At 71.0% G+C, this 15,798-nt stretch carries 16 protein-coding genes; 6 read left to right on the forward strand and 10 right to left on the reverse strand.

Annotation, left to right across the window (positions count from 1 at the left end):
- Positions 1-88: 88 nt before the first annotated feature.
- Positions 89-2,197: an NAD-dependent DNA ligase LigA gene (gene ligA, locus ACWGKT_RS25225; RefSeq protein WP_453275477.1), complete on the reverse strand. Its 2,109-nt coding sequence runs from the start codon at positions 2,195-2,197 to the stop codon at positions 89-91.
- A gap of 504 nt (positions 2,198-2,701) precedes the next feature.
- A complete protein-coding gene (locus ACWGKT_RS25230; RefSeq protein ID WP_356142389.1) occupies positions 2,702-3,463 on the reverse strand; it encodes an SDR family NAD(P)-dependent oxidoreductase in 762 nt (253 codons plus the stop codon).
- A gap of 193 nt (positions 3,464-3,656) precedes the next feature.
- Here ACWGKT_RS25230 and ACWGKT_RS25235 point away from each other — a divergent pair, with 193 nt between their 5' ends.
- From ACWGKT_RS25235 to ACWGKT_RS25245, 3 genes are all read left to right on the forward strand, one after another.
- Positions 3,657-4,646 (forward strand): helix-turn-helix domain-containing protein, encoded by a 990-nt coding sequence (locus tag ACWGKT_RS25235; protein WP_453275478.1) that lies wholly within the window; start codon positions 3,657-3,659, stop codon positions 4,644-4,646.
- A 117-nt stretch (positions 4,647-4,763) separates the two neighbouring features.
- Positions 4,764-5,411, forward strand: a complete 648-nt coding sequence (locus ACWGKT_RS25240; protein ID WP_453275479.1) for an RNA polymerase sigma factor — start codon at positions 4,764-4,766, stop codon at positions 5,409-5,411.
- Positions 5,404-6,348, forward strand: coding sequence for a CU044_5270 family protein (locus ACWGKT_RS25245; RefSeq protein WP_453275480.1), 945 nt, complete (start codon positions 5,404-5,406; stop codon positions 6,346-6,348). The genes ACWGKT_RS25240 and ACWGKT_RS25245 overlap by 8 nt, the downstream gene beginning before the upstream one ends.
- Positions 6,349-6,394: 46 nt before the next feature.
- Here ACWGKT_RS25245 and ACWGKT_RS25250 read toward each other — a convergent pair whose 3' ends face one another.
- Positions 6,395-7,312: a hypothetical protein gene (locus ACWGKT_RS25250; protein ID WP_453275481.1), complete on the reverse strand. Its 918-nt coding sequence runs from the start codon at positions 7,310-7,312 to the stop codon at positions 6,395-6,397.
- A gap of 3 nt (positions 7,313-7,315) precedes the next feature.
- On the opposite strand from ACWGKT_RS25250, the gene ACWGKT_RS25255 reads away from it, so the two are divergent.
- Entirely contained in the window at positions 7,316-7,510 is a 195-nt protein-coding gene (locus ACWGKT_RS25255) for a phospholipase domain-containing protein (protein ID WP_453275482.1), read from the forward strand.
- A 71-nt stretch (positions 7,511-7,581) separates the two neighbouring features.
- Here ACWGKT_RS25255 and ACWGKT_RS25260 read toward each other — a convergent pair whose 3' ends face one another.
- The 3 genes from ACWGKT_RS25260 to ACWGKT_RS25270 form a co-directional block, all read right to left on the reverse strand.
- The gene (locus ACWGKT_RS25260) at positions 7,582-8,382 is read right to left on the reverse strand and encodes a bestrophin-like domain (protein ID WP_453275483.1); all 801 of its coding nucleotides are present in this window, start codon (positions 8,380-8,382) and stop codon (positions 7,582-7,584) included.
- Between the two features lie 247 nt (positions 8,383-8,629).
- On the reverse strand, positions 8,630-10,036 hold the full coding sequence (locus ACWGKT_RS25265) for a matrixin family metalloprotease (protein ID WP_453275484.1): 1,407 nt from the start codon (positions 10,034-10,036) through the stop codon (positions 8,630-8,632).
- A gap of 367 nt (positions 10,037-10,403) precedes the next feature.
- Positions 10,404-10,784 (reverse strand): DoxX family protein, encoded by a 381-nt coding sequence (locus ACWGKT_RS25270; RefSeq protein WP_453275485.1) that lies wholly within the window; start codon positions 10,782-10,784, stop codon positions 10,404-10,406.
- Positions 10,785-10,964: 180 nt separating this feature from the next.
- Between ACWGKT_RS25270 and sigJ the strand changes: the two genes are divergently transcribed.
- Both sigJ and ACWGKT_RS25280 read left to right on the forward strand, forming a co-directional pair.
- Positions 10,965-11,900 (forward strand): RNA polymerase sigma factor SigJ, encoded by a 936-nt coding sequence (gene sigJ / locus ACWGKT_RS25275; RefSeq protein ID WP_453275486.1) that lies wholly within the window; start codon positions 10,965-10,967, stop codon positions 11,898-11,900.
- A gap of 96 nt (positions 11,901-11,996) precedes the next feature.
- A complete protein-coding gene (locus tag ACWGKT_RS25280; RefSeq protein WP_453275487.1) occupies positions 11,997-12,320 on the forward strand; it encodes a hypothetical protein in 324 nt (107 codons plus the stop codon).
- 236 nt (positions 12,321-12,556) lie between these two features.
- Here the strand turns inward: ACWGKT_RS25280 and ACWGKT_RS25285 are convergent, their stop codons facing one another.
- The 4 genes from ACWGKT_RS25285 to ACWGKT_RS25300 form a co-directional block, all read right to left on the reverse strand.
- The gene (locus ACWGKT_RS25285; protein ID WP_356142364.1) at positions 12,557-13,105 is read right to left on the reverse strand and encodes a VanZ family protein; all 549 of its coding nucleotides are present in this window, start codon (positions 13,103-13,105) and stop codon (positions 12,557-12,559) included.
- Positions 13,106-13,160: 55 nt separating this feature from the next.
- Complete coding sequence (locus ACWGKT_RS25290; protein WP_453275488.1) at positions 13,161-13,868, reverse strand: DUF3152 domain-containing protein; 708 nt, start codon at positions 13,866-13,868, stop codon at positions 13,161-13,163.
- A gap of 82 nt (positions 13,869-13,950) precedes the next feature.
- Positions 13,951-15,114: a sensor histidine kinase gene (locus ACWGKT_RS25295; protein WP_453275489.1), complete on the reverse strand. Its 1,164-nt coding sequence runs from the start codon at positions 15,112-15,114 to the stop codon at positions 13,951-13,953.
- On the reverse strand, positions 15,111-15,767 hold the full coding sequence (locus ACWGKT_RS25300) for a response regulator transcription factor (protein WP_356142359.1): 657 nt from the start codon (positions 15,765-15,767) through the stop codon (positions 15,111-15,113). Before ACWGKT_RS25300 ends, ACWGKT_RS25295 begins: the two co-directional genes overlap by 4 nt.
- Positions 15,768-15,798 lie beyond the last annotated feature (31 nt).

A 15,798-nucleotide genomic window follows, 5' to 3' on the forward strand; every position in this document is an offset into this window, starting at 1 on the left:
AATGCCGCGGCCCCGGCTGGTCGGGGGAGGCGTGCCGCGGCTGTGAGCCACGGCACGACCCGACGGGCAAGGCCGGTGACGCGTATGGTCAGTTGAGGTAGTCCGCGATCATCGCAGCGAACTCGTCGGGGGCCGCGATGCGAACGCCGAGGGAGTCGGCCTTGGCGCGCTTGCTGCCGGCTCCCTCTCCGGCGACGACCAGGGTGGTCTTCTTGGAGACGCTTGAGGAGGAACGGCCGCCGGCGCGTTCGACGAGCTCGTTCATCTGGTTGCGGCTGAGGGTCTCCAGCGGGCCGGTCATCGCGCCGGTGACCACGACGGTCATCCCGGCCAGCGGCCCGCCCTCCGCCTCCGCGCCCGGTGCGCCGGCGGCAGCGTCTGTGGCGGCTTCGCTGTCCGCCGCGGTGGGCGGGGTGGCGCCGGGCTCGGTCATGTTCACTCCCGCGGCCACGAGCTTGTCGATGAGCGGGGCGAGTTCCGCGAGGTCGGCGACGATCGAGGGAGCCTTCTCGGTGCCGATGCCCTCCACCTGCTGGATCGTTTCGGCATCGGCGGCGCGGAGGTTGTCCATGGTGGCGAAGTACCGGGCGATGCGCCGGGACATGGAGCGTCCGGTGCCACGGATGCCGAGGGCGCACAGCACCCGGGACAGCGGCTGTTCCTTGGTCCTGGCCAGCGCGGCGAGGAGGTTGTCGGTGCTGGTCTCGCCCATCCGTTCCAGGTCGAGGAGCTGTTCGCGGGTGAGGGCGAAGAGGTCGGCGAGGTCCGTGACCAGTCCGGCCTCGACCAGCTGCACGACGCGGGTGTGACCGAGGCCCTCGATGTCGAGCTGGTCGCGGCCGGCGGCGTAGGAGAGGGAGGCGACGAGGTGGCAGTTGCGGCCGTTGACACAGCGCCAGCGCTGTTCGCTGGAGTCGATGTCGGCGCCGCAGCGCGGGCACACCTCGGGGAAGGCGATGGGCTGCTCCTCGCCGGTGCGCAGGTGGGCGACGGGGGCCTCGATGCGGGGGATGACGTCGCCGGCCCGGTGGACCATGACGTGGTCGCCCAGGCGCAGGTCGCGGCGCGTGATGTCGGCCGGGTTGTGGAGGGTGGCGTACGTGATGGTGGAGCCGTCGATCTCGACGGGCTCCAGCACCGCACGCGGGGCGATGATGCCCGTGCGGCCCACGTTCCACTCCACCTCCAGCAGCCGGGTGATCTTCTCCACGGCGGGCAGCTTGTAGGCGATGGCCCAGCGCGGTGCCCGCGAGCCGGATCCGGCGGCCTCCTGGTCGGCGGCCAGGTCGGCCTTGACGACGATCCCGTCGATCCCGAACGGCAGCTCGGCGCGCAGGGCGGCGATCTCCTTCACGCGGGTCAGGACCTCATCGGCCGTGTCGGCGGTGATGCCCGGTACGGCGGTACTGGCGGTGGTGTTGACCCCGAGCGCGACGGCCTGCCCCATCAGGTCGCTGTGCGCGAGCTCGCCCAGCCGCGCGGCGAGCGTGCTCTCGGTGTCGGGCAGTGGCAGCAGGCCGTAGCCGAAGAAGGTCATGGGCACGGTGTAGGCGCGTTCCTTGGCGCGCAGGGTGCCGGCCGCGGCGTTGCGCGGATTGGCGAACGGCTGCCCGCCGTGCGCGGTGCGTATCTCGTTGGCGTGCTCGAACTGGGCGGTGGTCATGAGCACTTCGCCGCGCACCTCGACCGTGACCGGCTCGGCCAGCTCGCCGGGCAGACCTTCGATCGTGCCGATGGCGTGCGAGACGTCGTCCCCGGCCGTCCCGTCACCGCGCGTGATCAACTGGCTGAGGCGACCGCGGGTGTAGCGGGCGGCGATCGCCAGACCGTCCAGCTTCGGCTCGACACTGAACCGGGCGACGTCACGGCCGATCCGTCTCGCCACGGATGCCGTCCAGGCGGTGAACTCCTCCGGAGAGAACACGTTGTCCAGGCTCAGCATCGCCACCGTGTGCGGGACGTCCCCTTCCACGGCGCCGCCCGCGACCTTCCCGGTCGGCGAGTCCGGCAGCACCTCGTCGGGGTGGTCGGCCTCCCAGGCGGCGATGCCGCGCACGAGCCGGTCGTAGGAGTCGTCGTCCAGCACGGACGTGCCACCGGAGTAGTAGGCGGCCGACGCCTTCACGGCGTCCTCGACCGCCTGCGCGTAGGCGGCGGCATCCACGATCACAGCTGCAGGAGTTGTCATACCTCCCATCCTGCCTGCCACCACTGACAATCCCGTGGCCGAGGAAAAATCCCTGATCAGCGGCCTGGCCGCGAGCGACCGACCGGGCCGCGGACGCCCCGGTCGGCCGTTGCTCAGCGCTGCCAGAGGAACGCGGCGGCACCGCAAGGGATGCAACGGAACACGTACCCGCGGTCCCCTCCGCCGAAGTTCGCCGAGGTCGCGAAGTCGTGTCCCTCTTTGAGCTCCGCCGCGAAGGCCAGGCGCGCGGCGCAGCGGGGGCCCGAGGACCGGCTCGTCCGTGGGGTCGTCGACGGGATGGCGACGCAAGGCGGTGACGGCACCCAAGAGCGTCTCGCCGTCTGCCGGGACGGTGGCCGGGGTGAGCTCACCGGTGAAGAAGTAGGCCTGGTTGGCGCCGCCTTTGGCGTCCCAGTCGATGAACACGCCCGGGGGCAGCCGGATGTTACGGGGAACCTGGTCGCGTACGAACAGACCCGCTCTACCCCTGTCCACGGAGAGTCGCCCCCGTCGTCAGCCGTCCGTGCGATAGAGGTCCGCCTGGCCGTTCGAGGCCGTCAGGCCGCCGTCCACGGGGATGTGCACCCCGTTGAGATACGCGGCGTCGGGGCCGGCGAGGAAGGCGACGACCGCGGCCACCTCGGACGGCTCGCCCGGTCGGCCCATGGGTACGCGGTCCGTGAAGCGCTCGCGCAGCGGGGTGCCCTCGGCCAGTGCGTCGCGCAGGAACCGGCTGCTGAGCGTCACGCCGGGGTGGACGGCGTTGACACGGATCTCGCGGCCGTGGTCCAGGGCCATCACGTCGGTCAGGTTCGCCAGCGCGCCCTTGGTCATGTCGTAGACGGCCTGGCCCCAGTCTCCGCGCAGCGCGCCCACGGATCCGATGTTGACGATGCACCCCCGGACCGCGCGCAGATGGGGCAGCGCGGCCCGGGAGGCGAAGAAGGCGCCGTCGACGTTGGTGCTCATCATGGTCCGGTAGTCGTCCATGCCGATCCGGTCGACGGTGCCGGGAATCGCCACGCCCGCGTTGTTGACCAGCACGTCCAGGCGCCCGAACCGCTCGGCGACGCCGTCCATGACCGCGGTGACGGCGGGCAGGTCCGAGACGTCCGCGATCCACGGATGCAGGTCCGCGCCCTCCGCCGCCTCTTGGGCGGTCCGTCGCAGCGTGTCCTTCGTGCGGCCCACGAGCACCACGGTGTATCCGTCGGTGGCGAACCGGTGCGCGATCGCCGCCCCGATCCCGGTGCCGGCACCCGTGATGACGGCCACGCGGCCGGAATGGTGATGGTTCACAACTTCCTCGGCTTTCCTGAGTGTTGTCAGGGAAATCAGGGGATCGCCCCCGCCCCCGGAGCCTAGGAAGACCGGCGCCGCACACGCTTGGACGGCAGCGCCGTCCCGGCGGAACATCGGCGCCACGCGTTACCGTCGTAGCGACGAAGGGGAGGGGGCTCGACGGGTGATGACCGGCACCGCAGCGGAGTCCGACGGGTCGCGCGGCGCGTTCACCCTGGACTCCAGGACGCCGAGCGGCGTGCCGTCGGCATTCGACACCTTCCGGCGCGAGTGGGAGACGCGGATCGGCGACGGCTTCCGGCTGCCCACCTTCAGCCCGGACACCACCGGTGACTTCCGGGTCAGGCTCCGCGTCGCCAGGGTGCGCGATGCGGCGATCACCGACCTCCACGGAGCCTCGGCCACCAGCACCGCAGGCGCCGTCAAAGGCGTCGAGGATCAGGTGCGGATGTACGTCGTCCGGCTCGGCGCCTGGACCCTCGACGGCCCGCCCGCGCGCGGCGAACACACCGTGTCGGCCGGGCAGTTCCTGCTGCGGCACGTCGGGCGGCCCACGCACTTCCGCACGGCGCCGCACACGACGGCGAAGGTCGTCGTCCTCCCCGCCGACCTGCTCAAACCTCTCCTCGCGGACCGGATCGTCACCGGGCCGGCGCAGTCGGCCGAGGTCCGCCTGCTGGTGGCCCACGCGAACGTGATCCACACGACGATGACCGACCTCGGCCCGGCGGGAGTCCAGGCCGCCCGGAGCACCCTGATCGAGCTGGCCAAGGCCGTGGCGCGGGGCCGGTTCGACGATGTCGAGCCCCGGCTTGCGCCCGCGCTCGTCCAGGCCGCGAAGGACCTCGCGAACCACCGACTCGCCGATCCCGAGCTGTCGTCCACGACGCTGGCGCGTGAACTCAATGTCTCCGTACGCACTCTCCAACGCGCCTTCGCCACGGTGGGGGAGTCGGTGACCGCCTACATCCGCCACCGGCGCCTGGAGGAGGCCCGGCTCGCCCTCACCGCACCGTCCCGCCACCTGAGCGTCTCGGAACTCGCGGCCCACTGGCAGTTCGCGGACAGCAGCCACTTCATCCGCGCCTTCAAGAAGCGCTACGGCCGGACGCCCACCGAGTACGCCCGTTCGGTCGGGTCGACGGGGGTGGCCTGACCGGGCGGTATGACGCAGGTCACTTGGCAGGATGGAACTCGACGGCCTGTATCGGCGAACAGGAGGTGTCCAGTACACGGCTTCGAGGGATATGACAATGAATCACAGAGGTGAGGCGTGACGGTCCTGCCGAGTGCCGGTGCCGACAGCGCCACGGCGGCGGATGGGAGCGATGGCTCCGACGGGTCGGTCATCGAGCGGTCCTGGAGGACGCCCGACGTGTTCGCCGTGATCTTCGACCGCCATGCCGACGACATCCACCGCTACATAGCACGACGTCTGGGCTCCGACACCGCCGACGACCTGATGGCGGAGACGTTCGTGATCGCGTTCCAGCGTCGTCGGCGTTACGACGTGTCGCAGGCGTACGCGCGGCCCTGGCTGTACGGGATCGCCACCAATCTGATCGGCCGTCACCGCAGGGACGAGGCCCGTCGGCTGCGGGCGCTGTCGCGCATGGCGTCCCTGTCTTCGGGCCGGGAGTACGGCAGTCCGGCCGACGGGCTCGTCGAGGAGCTCGGTGCCGGCGGGACGGACGGCGCCTTGGCCGGTGCCCTCGCCGAACTGCCCGCCCGGCACCGGGACGTGCTGTTGGTGGTGGCCTGGGGAGAACTCGACTACGCGGAGGCCGCGCAGGCCCTGGGCGTGCCCGTCGGCACGGTGCGCTCCCGCTTGCACAGGGCCCGCACCAAGCTGCGACGGGCCCTGGGCGGACCGGAGTTCACCACGTCGACCGTGCCTGGGATGGAGACTGATCATGGATGAAATGACGATGCTGCGGGCATGGGAGACGGACGTACAGGGACCGTCCGACCGAGTACGCGCCGCCGCCCGGGCCCGCCTCGGAGCCGCCATGGCCGAAGAGTCCCGCAGTGCCGCACCCCGTGGACGTGGACTGAGTCGACGACTCGTGTTCCGCGCCACGCTCGCCGGCCTGACCGCGGCAGCCGTGGGCGTCGCCGTCGTGGTGACGAACGACGACGAGGGCGACCGCAAGCCTCGGCTGGGCGCGGTCAGCGCCACGGAGGTGCTGCGCAAGGCCGCCGCCAGGTCGCGCGCCGCGGGCGGCGACCTGCCTGTGCCACGTGATGACCAGTACTTCTACACCAAGACCTACGTCACGCGGACACCGGTGAAGGACGGCAGGACGAAGACCTGGACCGACGAGAGCTGGATGTCGGTGGACGGTTCCAAGCCCTCGCTGCGTGAGGAGCACGGCAAGGTCCACAACGACCCCCCGCTCGGCAAGCACGAGGTGAGGTGGCCACCCACCGTCTACGCCAAGCTCCAGGACATGCCGACGGATCCCGACCGGCTCCTGGCTCGGTTCAGGCTCGGTCAGGCCGACAGCCCGATGGCGGACAGGCAGGCCTTCTTCGAAGGGTGCATGCTGCTGATGGGGCCGCGTGTGATGCCGCCACGCCTGCAGGCCGCCGCCTTCGAAGCGCTGTCGAAGCTTCCCCGGATCCGCCTGGACTACGACGACGTGGACGTCGCCGGCCGCAGCGCCGTCGGCGTCTCGTACCCCGAGGCGTCCTTCACCTTCCTCTTCGATCGCGGGACGTACGACTACTTGGGCCTGCGGACCAAGGGGAGCGTGCCGAAGAAGGTGCACGGCGAGTGGAAGCAGACCGGCTGGTACTACGAGACCCGGAGCCTGCGGGACATCCAGGTGGTCGACCGCATCGGCGAGCGCGACTGAGGCTGCCTGCCGGGGAAGTCGACGGCCGCCGCCGGGCGGGTACCGGTCACCGGTCCCCTGCGAGGTCCAGCAGTTGGTGCATCACCGCCGGCGGCAGCGTCGGATTCGCTGCGGCCGCCCGGGCGCTGCCCGGCAGGGTGAGTCGCCGCAGCAGCTCGTCGGCGGGGAACCTCGGGTCGCGTACCGCCCACTCGCCCACCTCCGGGTCGTCGGCGAGCCGCAGCGGCAGTTCCGGACCGGCGTCCGGATCGTCCAACGCGGCATGCCGCAGACGGGGGTTGGGATCGTCCGCGAAGCGGGCCAGACCGGGCCTGGCGAAGTTGGGCTGCCCCCGCAGACGCGACCAGGACCGGTCCTCCGCCGTGGCGTACACCTCCACCAGCAGTTCGTGCGGGGCGTCCTGACAGTGGTGACACAGGAGGTTCCGTACCTCCGGATCCTCGTCCGCGGCCAGCCGCGCCACCACGTCGTCCGGCAGGTGCGGCTGCATGGCGAGTGCCCGCCGCAGCCCGACGTGCGCCGACGCGGCGATCCGCAGGGCGTCCTCCGGCTCGGTCGCCTGATCCTGGATCCAGCGCGGCTCCGGAACCCAGGGCGGGATCTCGTACGAGATCGAGGCGCGCTGTTCCTCCGTCAGGTCCTCCCGCATCGACAGGGCGAACCGGGCTGCGCCCTCGGGGTCGTGGGCGAGCCGCAGGGCGAGCGCGAGCGGCACGTCCGGGTCACCGGCGGCCTCCCGCCGGACGTGCGGGTCGGCGTGCGTCACCCGAGCCCGGGCCGTGAGCGCCTCCGGCTCCTCCTCGACCTCGACGCGCAGCAGCGCGGCCAGCTTCTCGCGCACCTGTGGAGCGGGGTCGTCGAGCAGCCGCTCTCGCACCGGCGGCGCGAGGCGCTCCCACAGTTCCGGGCTCAGCACCGCGGCCCGTACGCCGGGATGCTCGTCCTCGACCAACCGGTCCTGCACGGCGTGCGTCAGACCCGGACAGCGGGCGACCGTCCTTCTGACCTTCGGGTCCGAGTCCCTGGCCAGAACCTCCGGCAGGCGGGCGACCGCACGCGGCTGACCTGGCGCACCGACGAGGGACGGTACGACCTCACCGTCACCGCGGGCACCGGCACCCGGTTCGCCCAGCGCTACGCGGGTACCGTGCACGCCGGGTGAGCCCGGCCGGGTGAGGCACGTCGGGTGGGACCGGTCGCCGGCCGCGGCGGGCGACCGGTCCCACCCGTGGGTCAGCTCGGCCCGCTGTGGAAGAAGCCGGACTTCAGATCCTTGACGACGGCGTCGAGCGGGTGGCCGCTCACGATGAACGGTCCGTTCCACGGCGCGCTCAGTGCGAAGAGCAACGCCAGGCTGAGCCCGACCACGCTCCCGATGCCCGTGATGAGCAGGGACGTGCGCAGGCTGCTGCGGAAGGTCAGCGCGCCCGCGTTCACGATCAGGGCCAGTCCGCTGACCACCAGGGTGACGACGTAGAGCGAGGGGACGTCCCGCGAGGCGGCCGCGATCCGAGCGCGCCGACTGGTGGTGACGCCGTCCAGGGAGACCAGCAACTCCGTACTGGCCGGGGAACCCAGCTCGGGCCGGGCCGCCTCGGCGCGCACGGTCCGCTCCAGCTGTGCGACGGCGCGAGCGGTGCTCGGGTCGTCACCGGACGCCGCTGCCGCGCCGTTCCACTCCTTGGCCCGCGTGGTCTGCAGATAGTCCCGCAGTGCCGTGTGGATGGGCTCCGGCTCGATCCGTGGGCTGGTCGCCGCCCACGCCAGCCGGGAGGCCGCGGCCGCCTCGTCGCTCACCAGGCCCTCCGCCGCGCGCAGGTAGCCGGCCTCACTGGCAAGTGACAGGGCCGCGAAGATCGCGAAGGCGGCGCCGAGCGTGGGCATCAGGGGCATGGCGATCTGCGGCACCCGGTCCTGTTCCGTGGCCGGTACCAGCGCCCGGACGCCGACCCGCGCCACCGCCGCGACCAGCAGGGCGAGCAGGAGCCAGCCCGCGACCAGCACCATCGCCGGCAACGAGGTCAACCAGTCCACCAGATCACCCACAACGCGTTCCCGTGAGCGTCACTCGGCGGGGCGACACCACTTGCCCGCGGCCCGACGCTCCTCGTCGATCACTGCAACCAAGGCCGCATGATCACAGGTCGAGGCCCGCCACGCTCGCGACGCCCGGGAGGCGACCTCGCTGCTTGGACCGAACAGCCGAATGCGGCGACGGTCGGCTTCCCCGGAGCGTGCGCCTCTCAGGGGGTACACGCTCCGGGTGTGTGCCACTTGTGTGTCACCACCAGTTGACGACCGCGTTCTGGTACTCGGGTGAGGCGGCGAAGCCGGTTTCGGCGTCCTGGTGGTTCAGGCCCGACTTGAGCCGGCCGGTCCAGCCGTCCCAGCCCGCCTGCTCCGGTTCACGACGCAGATAGCGCAGGTAGAGGCTGCGGGCATAGGCCCGGCAGTACTCGTCGGACAGGACGAAGCCGCGCGCCACCTCGTAGCGGCTCATCCCGCCCGCCATCGCGGACTTCCAGTACTGGAAACCGCCGGCGTCCGGCGGCCGGCGCAGCAGCCGTCGGTACAGCGAGTCGATGAAGGCGTCGTCGGCCGGATACTTGGCGCGGTACTCGGCGCTGTCCAGGAAGGCGACGATCGCGGCCTGACGGCCGAGGCCACCGGCGAGCTGGGTGCGCCAGTGGTTCAGGCCGGCCGGCTCGGGGGCGCGGTCGAGGAGCGTGAAGTACAGGTCGGTGGCCAGGCGGCCCGAGTTCTCCAGCGAGTACAGGAAGGCGCGGGCCACCTGGTCGGAGCTGGTGTTGGAGAACAGCTTGCGCACCCAGTAGTCCAGGCCGTTGTTGTCGAACCGACGGCCCAGTACGTCGCGGTAGAGGGACGCGGCCCAGATGTGGCGCCGGTAGATCTCCCGTACGCCGGACCGGTCGTCCGCCGCCGGTGTGCTGGGCATGGGGTAGAACGGGTTCATCGTCGAGTTGGGCACGGAGGTGTGGTTCAGGCCGAGCGAGTGCCCGAACTCGTGGACGGCGACCGTGAACAGGTCGAAGCCGCCGGCCCGGATGCCGTCCTGCCAGCGCTCGTCCTCGTCGAAGTGGGCGTCCCCGGCGAGGGCGCCGCCGTTGGGCGGCGGGAAGAAGGCATGGGCGAGAATGTTGCCGGGGCCGTCGAAGGGCGAACCGTCGCCGTGCGTGCCCTGGGCGAACCTGATCTCGACGTCGGGCGTCGCGGTGGTCTCCTCGAAGACCAGCGGGACGACCGCCGCCCAGCGTGCCCAGGCCTCGCGGATGAGAGCCCGCTGCCGGTCCCCGTCGAAATCGGGGCTGAGGTTGTTGATGCGGTAGGTGATCACCGCGTGGTCCCAGACGGTGCCGAACGCGACGAACTCGCCAATGCCGACGGGGGACTTGGCGTGCCCGGGCTCCTCCGTGCCCTGCCGGTCCGGGAAGCCGCAGCGGGGCTGTTCGAAGACCTTGCGGGTAGCGTCGTCGACGGCGCCCGTGGTCGGCAGCAGCGCCATGGCCTGTGAGGCGCGTAACGCGGCGCGTCCGGCGTCGCTTTCGAGAGGGACGTCCTCGGGGAGATAACCGAAGGTGCGCAGGTAGTCCGTGGCGACCTTGGCATCGCCTGGAGAGGGTGCGACGGCGGGTGGGCCACCCGCGGCCTTTCCACTTTGGGCAGACATGACGCTCCTTGCTCAAGGTGCGGATGCGAGGAAGTGCGGGTGCGGTCGTCCGGCAGTGCGCGGTCGGCTGTCGGCGCTCGATGCCGGCGACCGGCTATCAGGTGGTGCGATCCTCAGCGGGCCACGGAGAGCCGTCCATAGGCCGGGCGGATATCGTCCCCCTCCGGTTGTGCGCGCGAGCGACGGGTGAGCACTCCCGAGACGCCGCCGCGGAAAGTCCCAGGTCGCGCAAGGCCGTTGACCCTACGGCGGCTACGCCGCATGGAGCGCCGTGCCGCCGTCGGGCAACGCAGGCCCGCGCGTGTCCGCGTATGACACGCACTTGCGCAGTTGCGCGAGGCACGCCAGACCGGGGCCTCGCGTCGGGTCAGCCGGTGAAGGACTCGGGGCCGAAGCGGCCCACCACCACGAAGGCGGCCAGGGTGAGCAGGGCCAGGTTCACCACGACCGCCGGGGGCTCGTGACGGCGGACGTGCGTGATGATCGCGCCGACCATCAACAGCACCCATCCGACAGCGGCGAGTGGTACCAGGACCGGGGCGATGTCGAGCGCGGCAGGCAGGATCAGACCCACCGCGGCCAGGACCTTGAGGCCGCCGATGGCCTTGATGGTGCCGGAGCCGAAGTCCTCGACCCAGGCCCAGCCGGAGGCGGCCAGCTTCGCCTTCGGCCGGACCAGCAGCAGGGCACCGCCGCCCAGGGAGGCCACGGCCAGCAGTCCGGCGATGATCCACAGAGCGAAGTTCATGAAGGTTCTCCTTTTGGGAAACGGGGGTGCCGCTGGTGCAAGGTGTGCGTCTCGGCAGTACGACGACACAACCCCTCGGGATGTGAGGTGCCGACGGCGTGTTCCGCGCCGGCCTCACAGTTCGGTGCGCTGTCTCGTCGGACTGCTGAGGGCAGTTGCGACCAAGGGAGTCGGCGGAACATGAGCACGCAGTCCGAGCCGGGAAACGATCGGCTCGATCCGGGCCTGAGCGCGATCATGGGCGAGCGGCGTCAGCTGATCGATCTCGCCTACCGGCTCCTCGGCTCACTGGCCGACGCCGAGGATGTCGTACAGGAGACGTACACCCGCTGGTACGCCATGTCCCCGGCGCAGCAGAAGGTCATCGCGGCCCCCGGCGCCTGGCTGACGAAGGTCGCCAGTCGCGTCTGCCTCGACCTGCTCCGCTCGGCACGGGCCCGACGGGAGCGCTATGTCGGCGAATGGATCCCGGAGCCGCTGCCCGATCGCACGGAGTGGACGAACGGCCCGTCGGACGGCACCACCGTCGATCCGGCCGACCGCGTCACCCTCGACGAGTCGATCAACATGGCCTTCCTCGTCGTACTCGAATCGATGACCCCCGCCGAGCGCGTCGCGTTCATCCTGCACGACGTCTTCCGGTACTCCTTCCCCGAAGTGGCCGAGATCGTGGGCCGTACCCCGGCGGCCTGTCGCCAACTGGCCTCGTCGGCCCGCCGTCGCATCCGCGCGTCACAGGCTCCCGCGACTCCCATCGCCCAACGGGCCGACATCGTGCGGGACTTCAAGCAGGCGTGGGAGGCCAGCGACATCGACGCCCTCATCGGACTCCTGGACCCCGACGCCACGGCGATCGGCGACGGCGGCGGCCTCGTCGCGGCCGCGCTGCGCCCGGTCGACGGCGGCGAGCGGATCGCGCGCTACCTCGTCGAGGTCGTCGCCAAGGCGGCCGAGGTGACCCTGCTGGAGCGCACGGTGAACGGCCAGCCCGGTCTGGTGGCCCTGCAGGACGGTGCCACGGTGTTGGTGATGGCGTTCGACGTCGTGGGCGACCGGATCAAGCGCATCTGGGCCGTGCGGAACCCCGAGAAGCTCCGGCCCTGGACGACGGGTTGAGGCGGACGCCCGTTGCCGGGCCTGCCATGGGAGACAATGTTCGGCATGACGACTTGAAGAGCATCCGACGGGCACCGGCGCTGGCGCAAGGTCGGGATGTGGGACACGGTTCTCGATGGTGAGCAGCGGATCTGCGTCGCCTGCAGGACGCCGGTCCGCTCGTACGAGTACCGCTTCTATCCGCCCGAGTCCGCCATGTTCGAGCGATGCGTCGGACTTGCCTGGTGTTCCGGCTGCCGTATCTACTCCGGCAACATGGTGTACGTCCCCCGGAAGCGAGTCCTCGTCGACGCTCTGGCGGCCCTCCCCGGTGAGCAGCGGGAACGGCTTGTGCGTTCGGAAGTGAAGCTGATCGACTTCCTGGACCGCCGGACCCGCGAGAACGGTGGTGAGAAGAGTGAGGGGGCCGAGAGACGCTGAGCGCGCTCGACCGGCAATCACACGCGACGAGCTCAAGGCCGCCATCGACGCCGGCACGGTGACCGTCGTCGACACCCTGGGCGGCGAGTACTACGCCCGACAGCACGATGGCGGCGTCGTGGTAGGTCGCCGAACGACTCACCGCACTCGGCTACACCAACGTCCGCAAGTACCGCGAAGGCATAGAGGACTGGGCCGACGCGGGACTCCCGACCGAATCCGCCTGAGCGGACCGGCTACCCGACCAGCACCCGCTCCACCGCTTTGCCCGCCGCGCCGTGGCGGCTGGGCAGAGCGAGGGTGGTCAGGCCGAGGGCGAGGCCGAGCAGGTTGCTCGCGATGTCCTGGGTGTCGGCGGCGCGCAGCAGCCACGGCACGGCGTACTGCGTGGCTTCGATGCCGAACGGCAGGGCGGCGGCCGCGGCCGCCAGCTGTGCGGCTCGTGTCCGCGGGCGGATGAGGCCGATGGCCACGCCGAGCGGCACGAACAAGGCCACGTTCAGGCTCTGTTGGTTGACGGTGGCCAGCTCGGCGGGTTGCGGTATGTGCCAGCTCTTCTGCCAGGCCGGATTCGCGTAGCGAATGTTCTCCATGTAGTGGCTGCCGATGTCCGGAAGCAGCGTGAGGGTGACGATGCCGCCGAGGGAGAGCACCAGGAGGAAGGCGGTGAAAGGCGTCACGTCGAGCCGGCGGCCGATCCGGTGGCTGTACAGGAGTGCGGCCAGCGCGGAGAGCAGGGTCCCCGGCCAGAAGAGAGGGGTGGCATGCAGAACTGCTGTGATCACGGAAGGTCCTTCGGGCCGGACAGGTGCGGTGGGCAGGGCCGGGCGGCGCCGTGGTTCACGGGGCGGCGGGGCCGCCCAGGGGCCGACCGTCGCGGTCGTACGGCCAGGCGTTGGGCCTGCAGCCGTGCAGCCCCTTGATCTGCTGCATCATCACGGGGGCGGGGCTGCCCGGGCTGGGGCAGCCCTCGTGGCCACGGCCCAGGCGATGCCCGACTTCGTGGTTGATGATCAGCGCGTGATAGGTCTCGGGCCGGCCCCGGTAGTAGGGACTGAGCAACAGCCAGCGTTTGAGGTTGACCACGACTTCGGATCCGCCCTGGCAGTTGACCTCGCCACCGGTGTCGAGGCCGTAGCGGTTGCACAGTTCGTCCGTGGTCGTGGGAGAGGCCAGGTGCACCGTGAAGGCGTACGGCGGCCGGTCGACGCGTTGGAACGCGGCACCGCTCTTCGTCCAGCCGCGTGGGTCGGCCAGTATGCGCTCGACCTCCTTGGCGAATACCTTCGGATCCTGGCCGATGCCGTCCTCGACGTCCACCGTGTAGCGCAGCGGCCTGCCCTTGCCGGCCACGGCTGAACCGCCCACGGCCGGAGTGAATGTGCCGCTGCCGTGTGCCGGCACGTTGCCGGTGGATGCGGCGCTCCCCTTCGAGCCGTCATCGTGCCCGGTCCCGACGTACAGGCCGGCGGCGAGCGCTCCCAGCATGGCGACGGGCAGGGCGACGGTGCGCCATGAGTGTTTCCTGGTGGTCTGGCGGTGCCTCATACGGCCATTGGACCGACCGCGATGTGAACCGGGCGTGAGCGTCTGCCCTCACGCCCGGATCGAGGGGCCTCTCAGCAGCGCTTCATTTCGGCGCGCTGACCTGCCGGGCCGGCAGCGTCACGCACACCGTGAGGCCTCCGCCGGGGCGCGGCACGGCGGCCACGTCTCCGTCGTGCGCCTGGGCCACCGCCCGCACGATGGACAGGCCCAGACCGCTGCCGCGCGCCGATCCGACCCGGTCGGTGAGGCGGCGGAAGGGTTCGAAGAGCACGGGGATCTCGTGCACGGAGATCACCGGCCCGGTGTTGGTCACCTCCACCTGCGTCCATCGCGCGCCGCGCCGCGTGGTGACCTCCAGGTGGCCGCCGCGCCGGTTGTGGCGCACCGCGTTCTCCACCAGGTTGCGTACCAACTGCTCCAGCAGGATCGGGTCGCCGACCGTGGGCGCGGCCGCGAACCGCCGGGTCATGCGCACCTCCTGCCGGGACGCCTCCGGTTGGGCGGCCTCGATGACGGTCGTGCAGAGGTCCGCCAGGTCGAGCGGGTGACGGTCGGTCAGCGCGTCCTCGGCGCGCGCGAGGGTGAGCAGGGCATCGATGAGCCGCTCGTGACGCGCGTTGACGGCGAGCAGCTGCTCGCCCAACTGCTGCATCTCGGACGGGACGTCGGGCCGGTTCAGGGCCACTTCGACCAAGGTGCGGTTGATGACGAGCGGAGTCTTCAACTCGTGCGCCGCGTTGGCGATGAAGCGTTCCTGGCCCGCGAACGCGCTGTCCAGGCGGTCGAGCATCTGGTCGAAGGAGTCGGCCAGCCGCTTCACCTCGCCGGGAGGGAGGTCGAGGTCGATGCGCTGGTGGAGCGTCCGCCCGGCGATGCGCTCGGCGGTGGAAGTGATCTGATGAAGCGGGCGCAACAGACGTCCGGACGCGAGCCAGCCGGCCGACGTGGCGAGCGCACCCACCGCCAGGACGGTCAGACCGCCCTTGGTCAGCAGGTTCCTGCGCATCGATTCCATGATGACGCTCTTGGTGCCCGCGTCATCGTCGGGCGGGTGGGTGTACGAGAAGGCGACGTCCAGGCCGTACTGCATGCTGTTGCGCACCAGGATGACGGACCCGGCCAGAACCGCCGCGGCGGCGACGAAGAACAGCAGGCCGAACACCGCGGTGAGCCGCAGTCGCAGACTCCCTCGCCAGGAGGACGCGTGTCGGGCGGAGGGGTCGGTTCGGGTGTCGGTGAAGGTCATCGGACGCGGTATCCCACACCGGTGACGGTCTCCACGGCCTGCGGGGCGCCGAGTTTGCGGCGCAGCCCCCGCATGGTGACACGGACGATCGTGGTGAACGGGTCGATGTTCTCGTCCCAGACGCGTTCCAGCAGGGCTTCCGCCGAGACCGGAGCGCCGTCCGCGCGGAGCAGCTCCTCCAGCACCGCGAACTCCTTGCGCGACAGGTCCACGCGACGTCCGTCCCGGTACGTCTCGCGCAGATGGGGGTCGAGGCGGATGCCCGAGCGTTCGAGCACCGGCGGTGGTGCGGGCCGGGCCCGACGGCCCAGGGCGCGGATACGGGCGACCAGTTCGGCGAACGCGAAGGGTTTGGGAAGGTAGTCGTCGGCCCCGATGCTGAGCCCGGCGACCTTCTCGGCGACGGTCGTCGACACGGTCAGCATGAGGATCCGTACGTCGGTCCCGGACGCGACGGTCTGTCGGCACACCTCGTCACCGTGCAGGCGGGGCAGGTCGCGATCGAGCACCACCACGTCGTACGCGTTCACGGCCAGCCGCTCCAGGGCCGCCTCCCCGTCGTGCACGACGTCGACCGCGAACGCTTCCTGGCGCAGTCCCCGCGCGATCGCGTCGGCGAGCATCTCCTCGTCCTCGACAACCAGAATGCGCATGCCGTACCTACCCCTCGCCCTGGTGCCGCCG

The organism is Streptomyces sp. NPDC054794, from assembly GCF_053611585.1.

Coding starts and splice junctions, on each gene's coding strand:
- ligA (WP_453275477.1), bottom strand. CDS start 2,197: ATGGGAGGTATGACAACTCCTGCAGCTGTGATCGTGGATGCCGCCGCC.
- ACWGKT_RS25235 (WP_453275478.1), top strand. CDS start 3,657: ATGACCGGCACCGCAGCGGAGTCCGACGGGTCGCGCGGCGCGTTCACC.
- ACWGKT_RS25245 (WP_453275480.1), top strand. CDS start 5,404: ATGGATGAAATGACGATGCTGCGGGCATGGGAGACGGACGTACAGGGA.
- ACWGKT_RS25265 (WP_453275484.1), bottom strand. CDS start 10,036: ATGTCTGCCCAAAGTGGAAAGGCCGCGGGTGGCCCACCCGCCGTCGCA.
- ACWGKT_RS25270 (WP_453275485.1), bottom strand. CDS start 10,784: ATGAACTTCGCTCTGTGGATCATCGCCGGACTGCTGGCCGTGGCCTCC.
- sigJ (WP_453275486.1), top strand. CDS start 10,965: ATGAGCACGCAGTCCGAGCCGGGAAACGATCGGCTCGATCCGGGCCTG.
- ACWGKT_RS25280 (WP_453275487.1), top strand. CDS start 11,997: ATGTGGGACACGGTTCTCGATGGTGAGCAGCGGATCTGCGTCGCCTGC.
- ACWGKT_RS25290 (WP_453275488.1), bottom strand. CDS start 13,868: ATGAGGCACCGCCAGACCACCAGGAAACACTCATGGCGCACCGTCGCC.
- ACWGKT_RS25295 (WP_453275489.1), bottom strand. CDS start 15,114: ATGACCTTCACCGACACCCGAACCGACCCCTCCGCCCGACACGCGTCC.
- ACWGKT_RS25300 (WP_356142359.1), bottom strand. CDS start 15,767: ATGCGCATTCTGGTTGTCGAGGACGAGGAGATGCTCGCCGACGCGATC.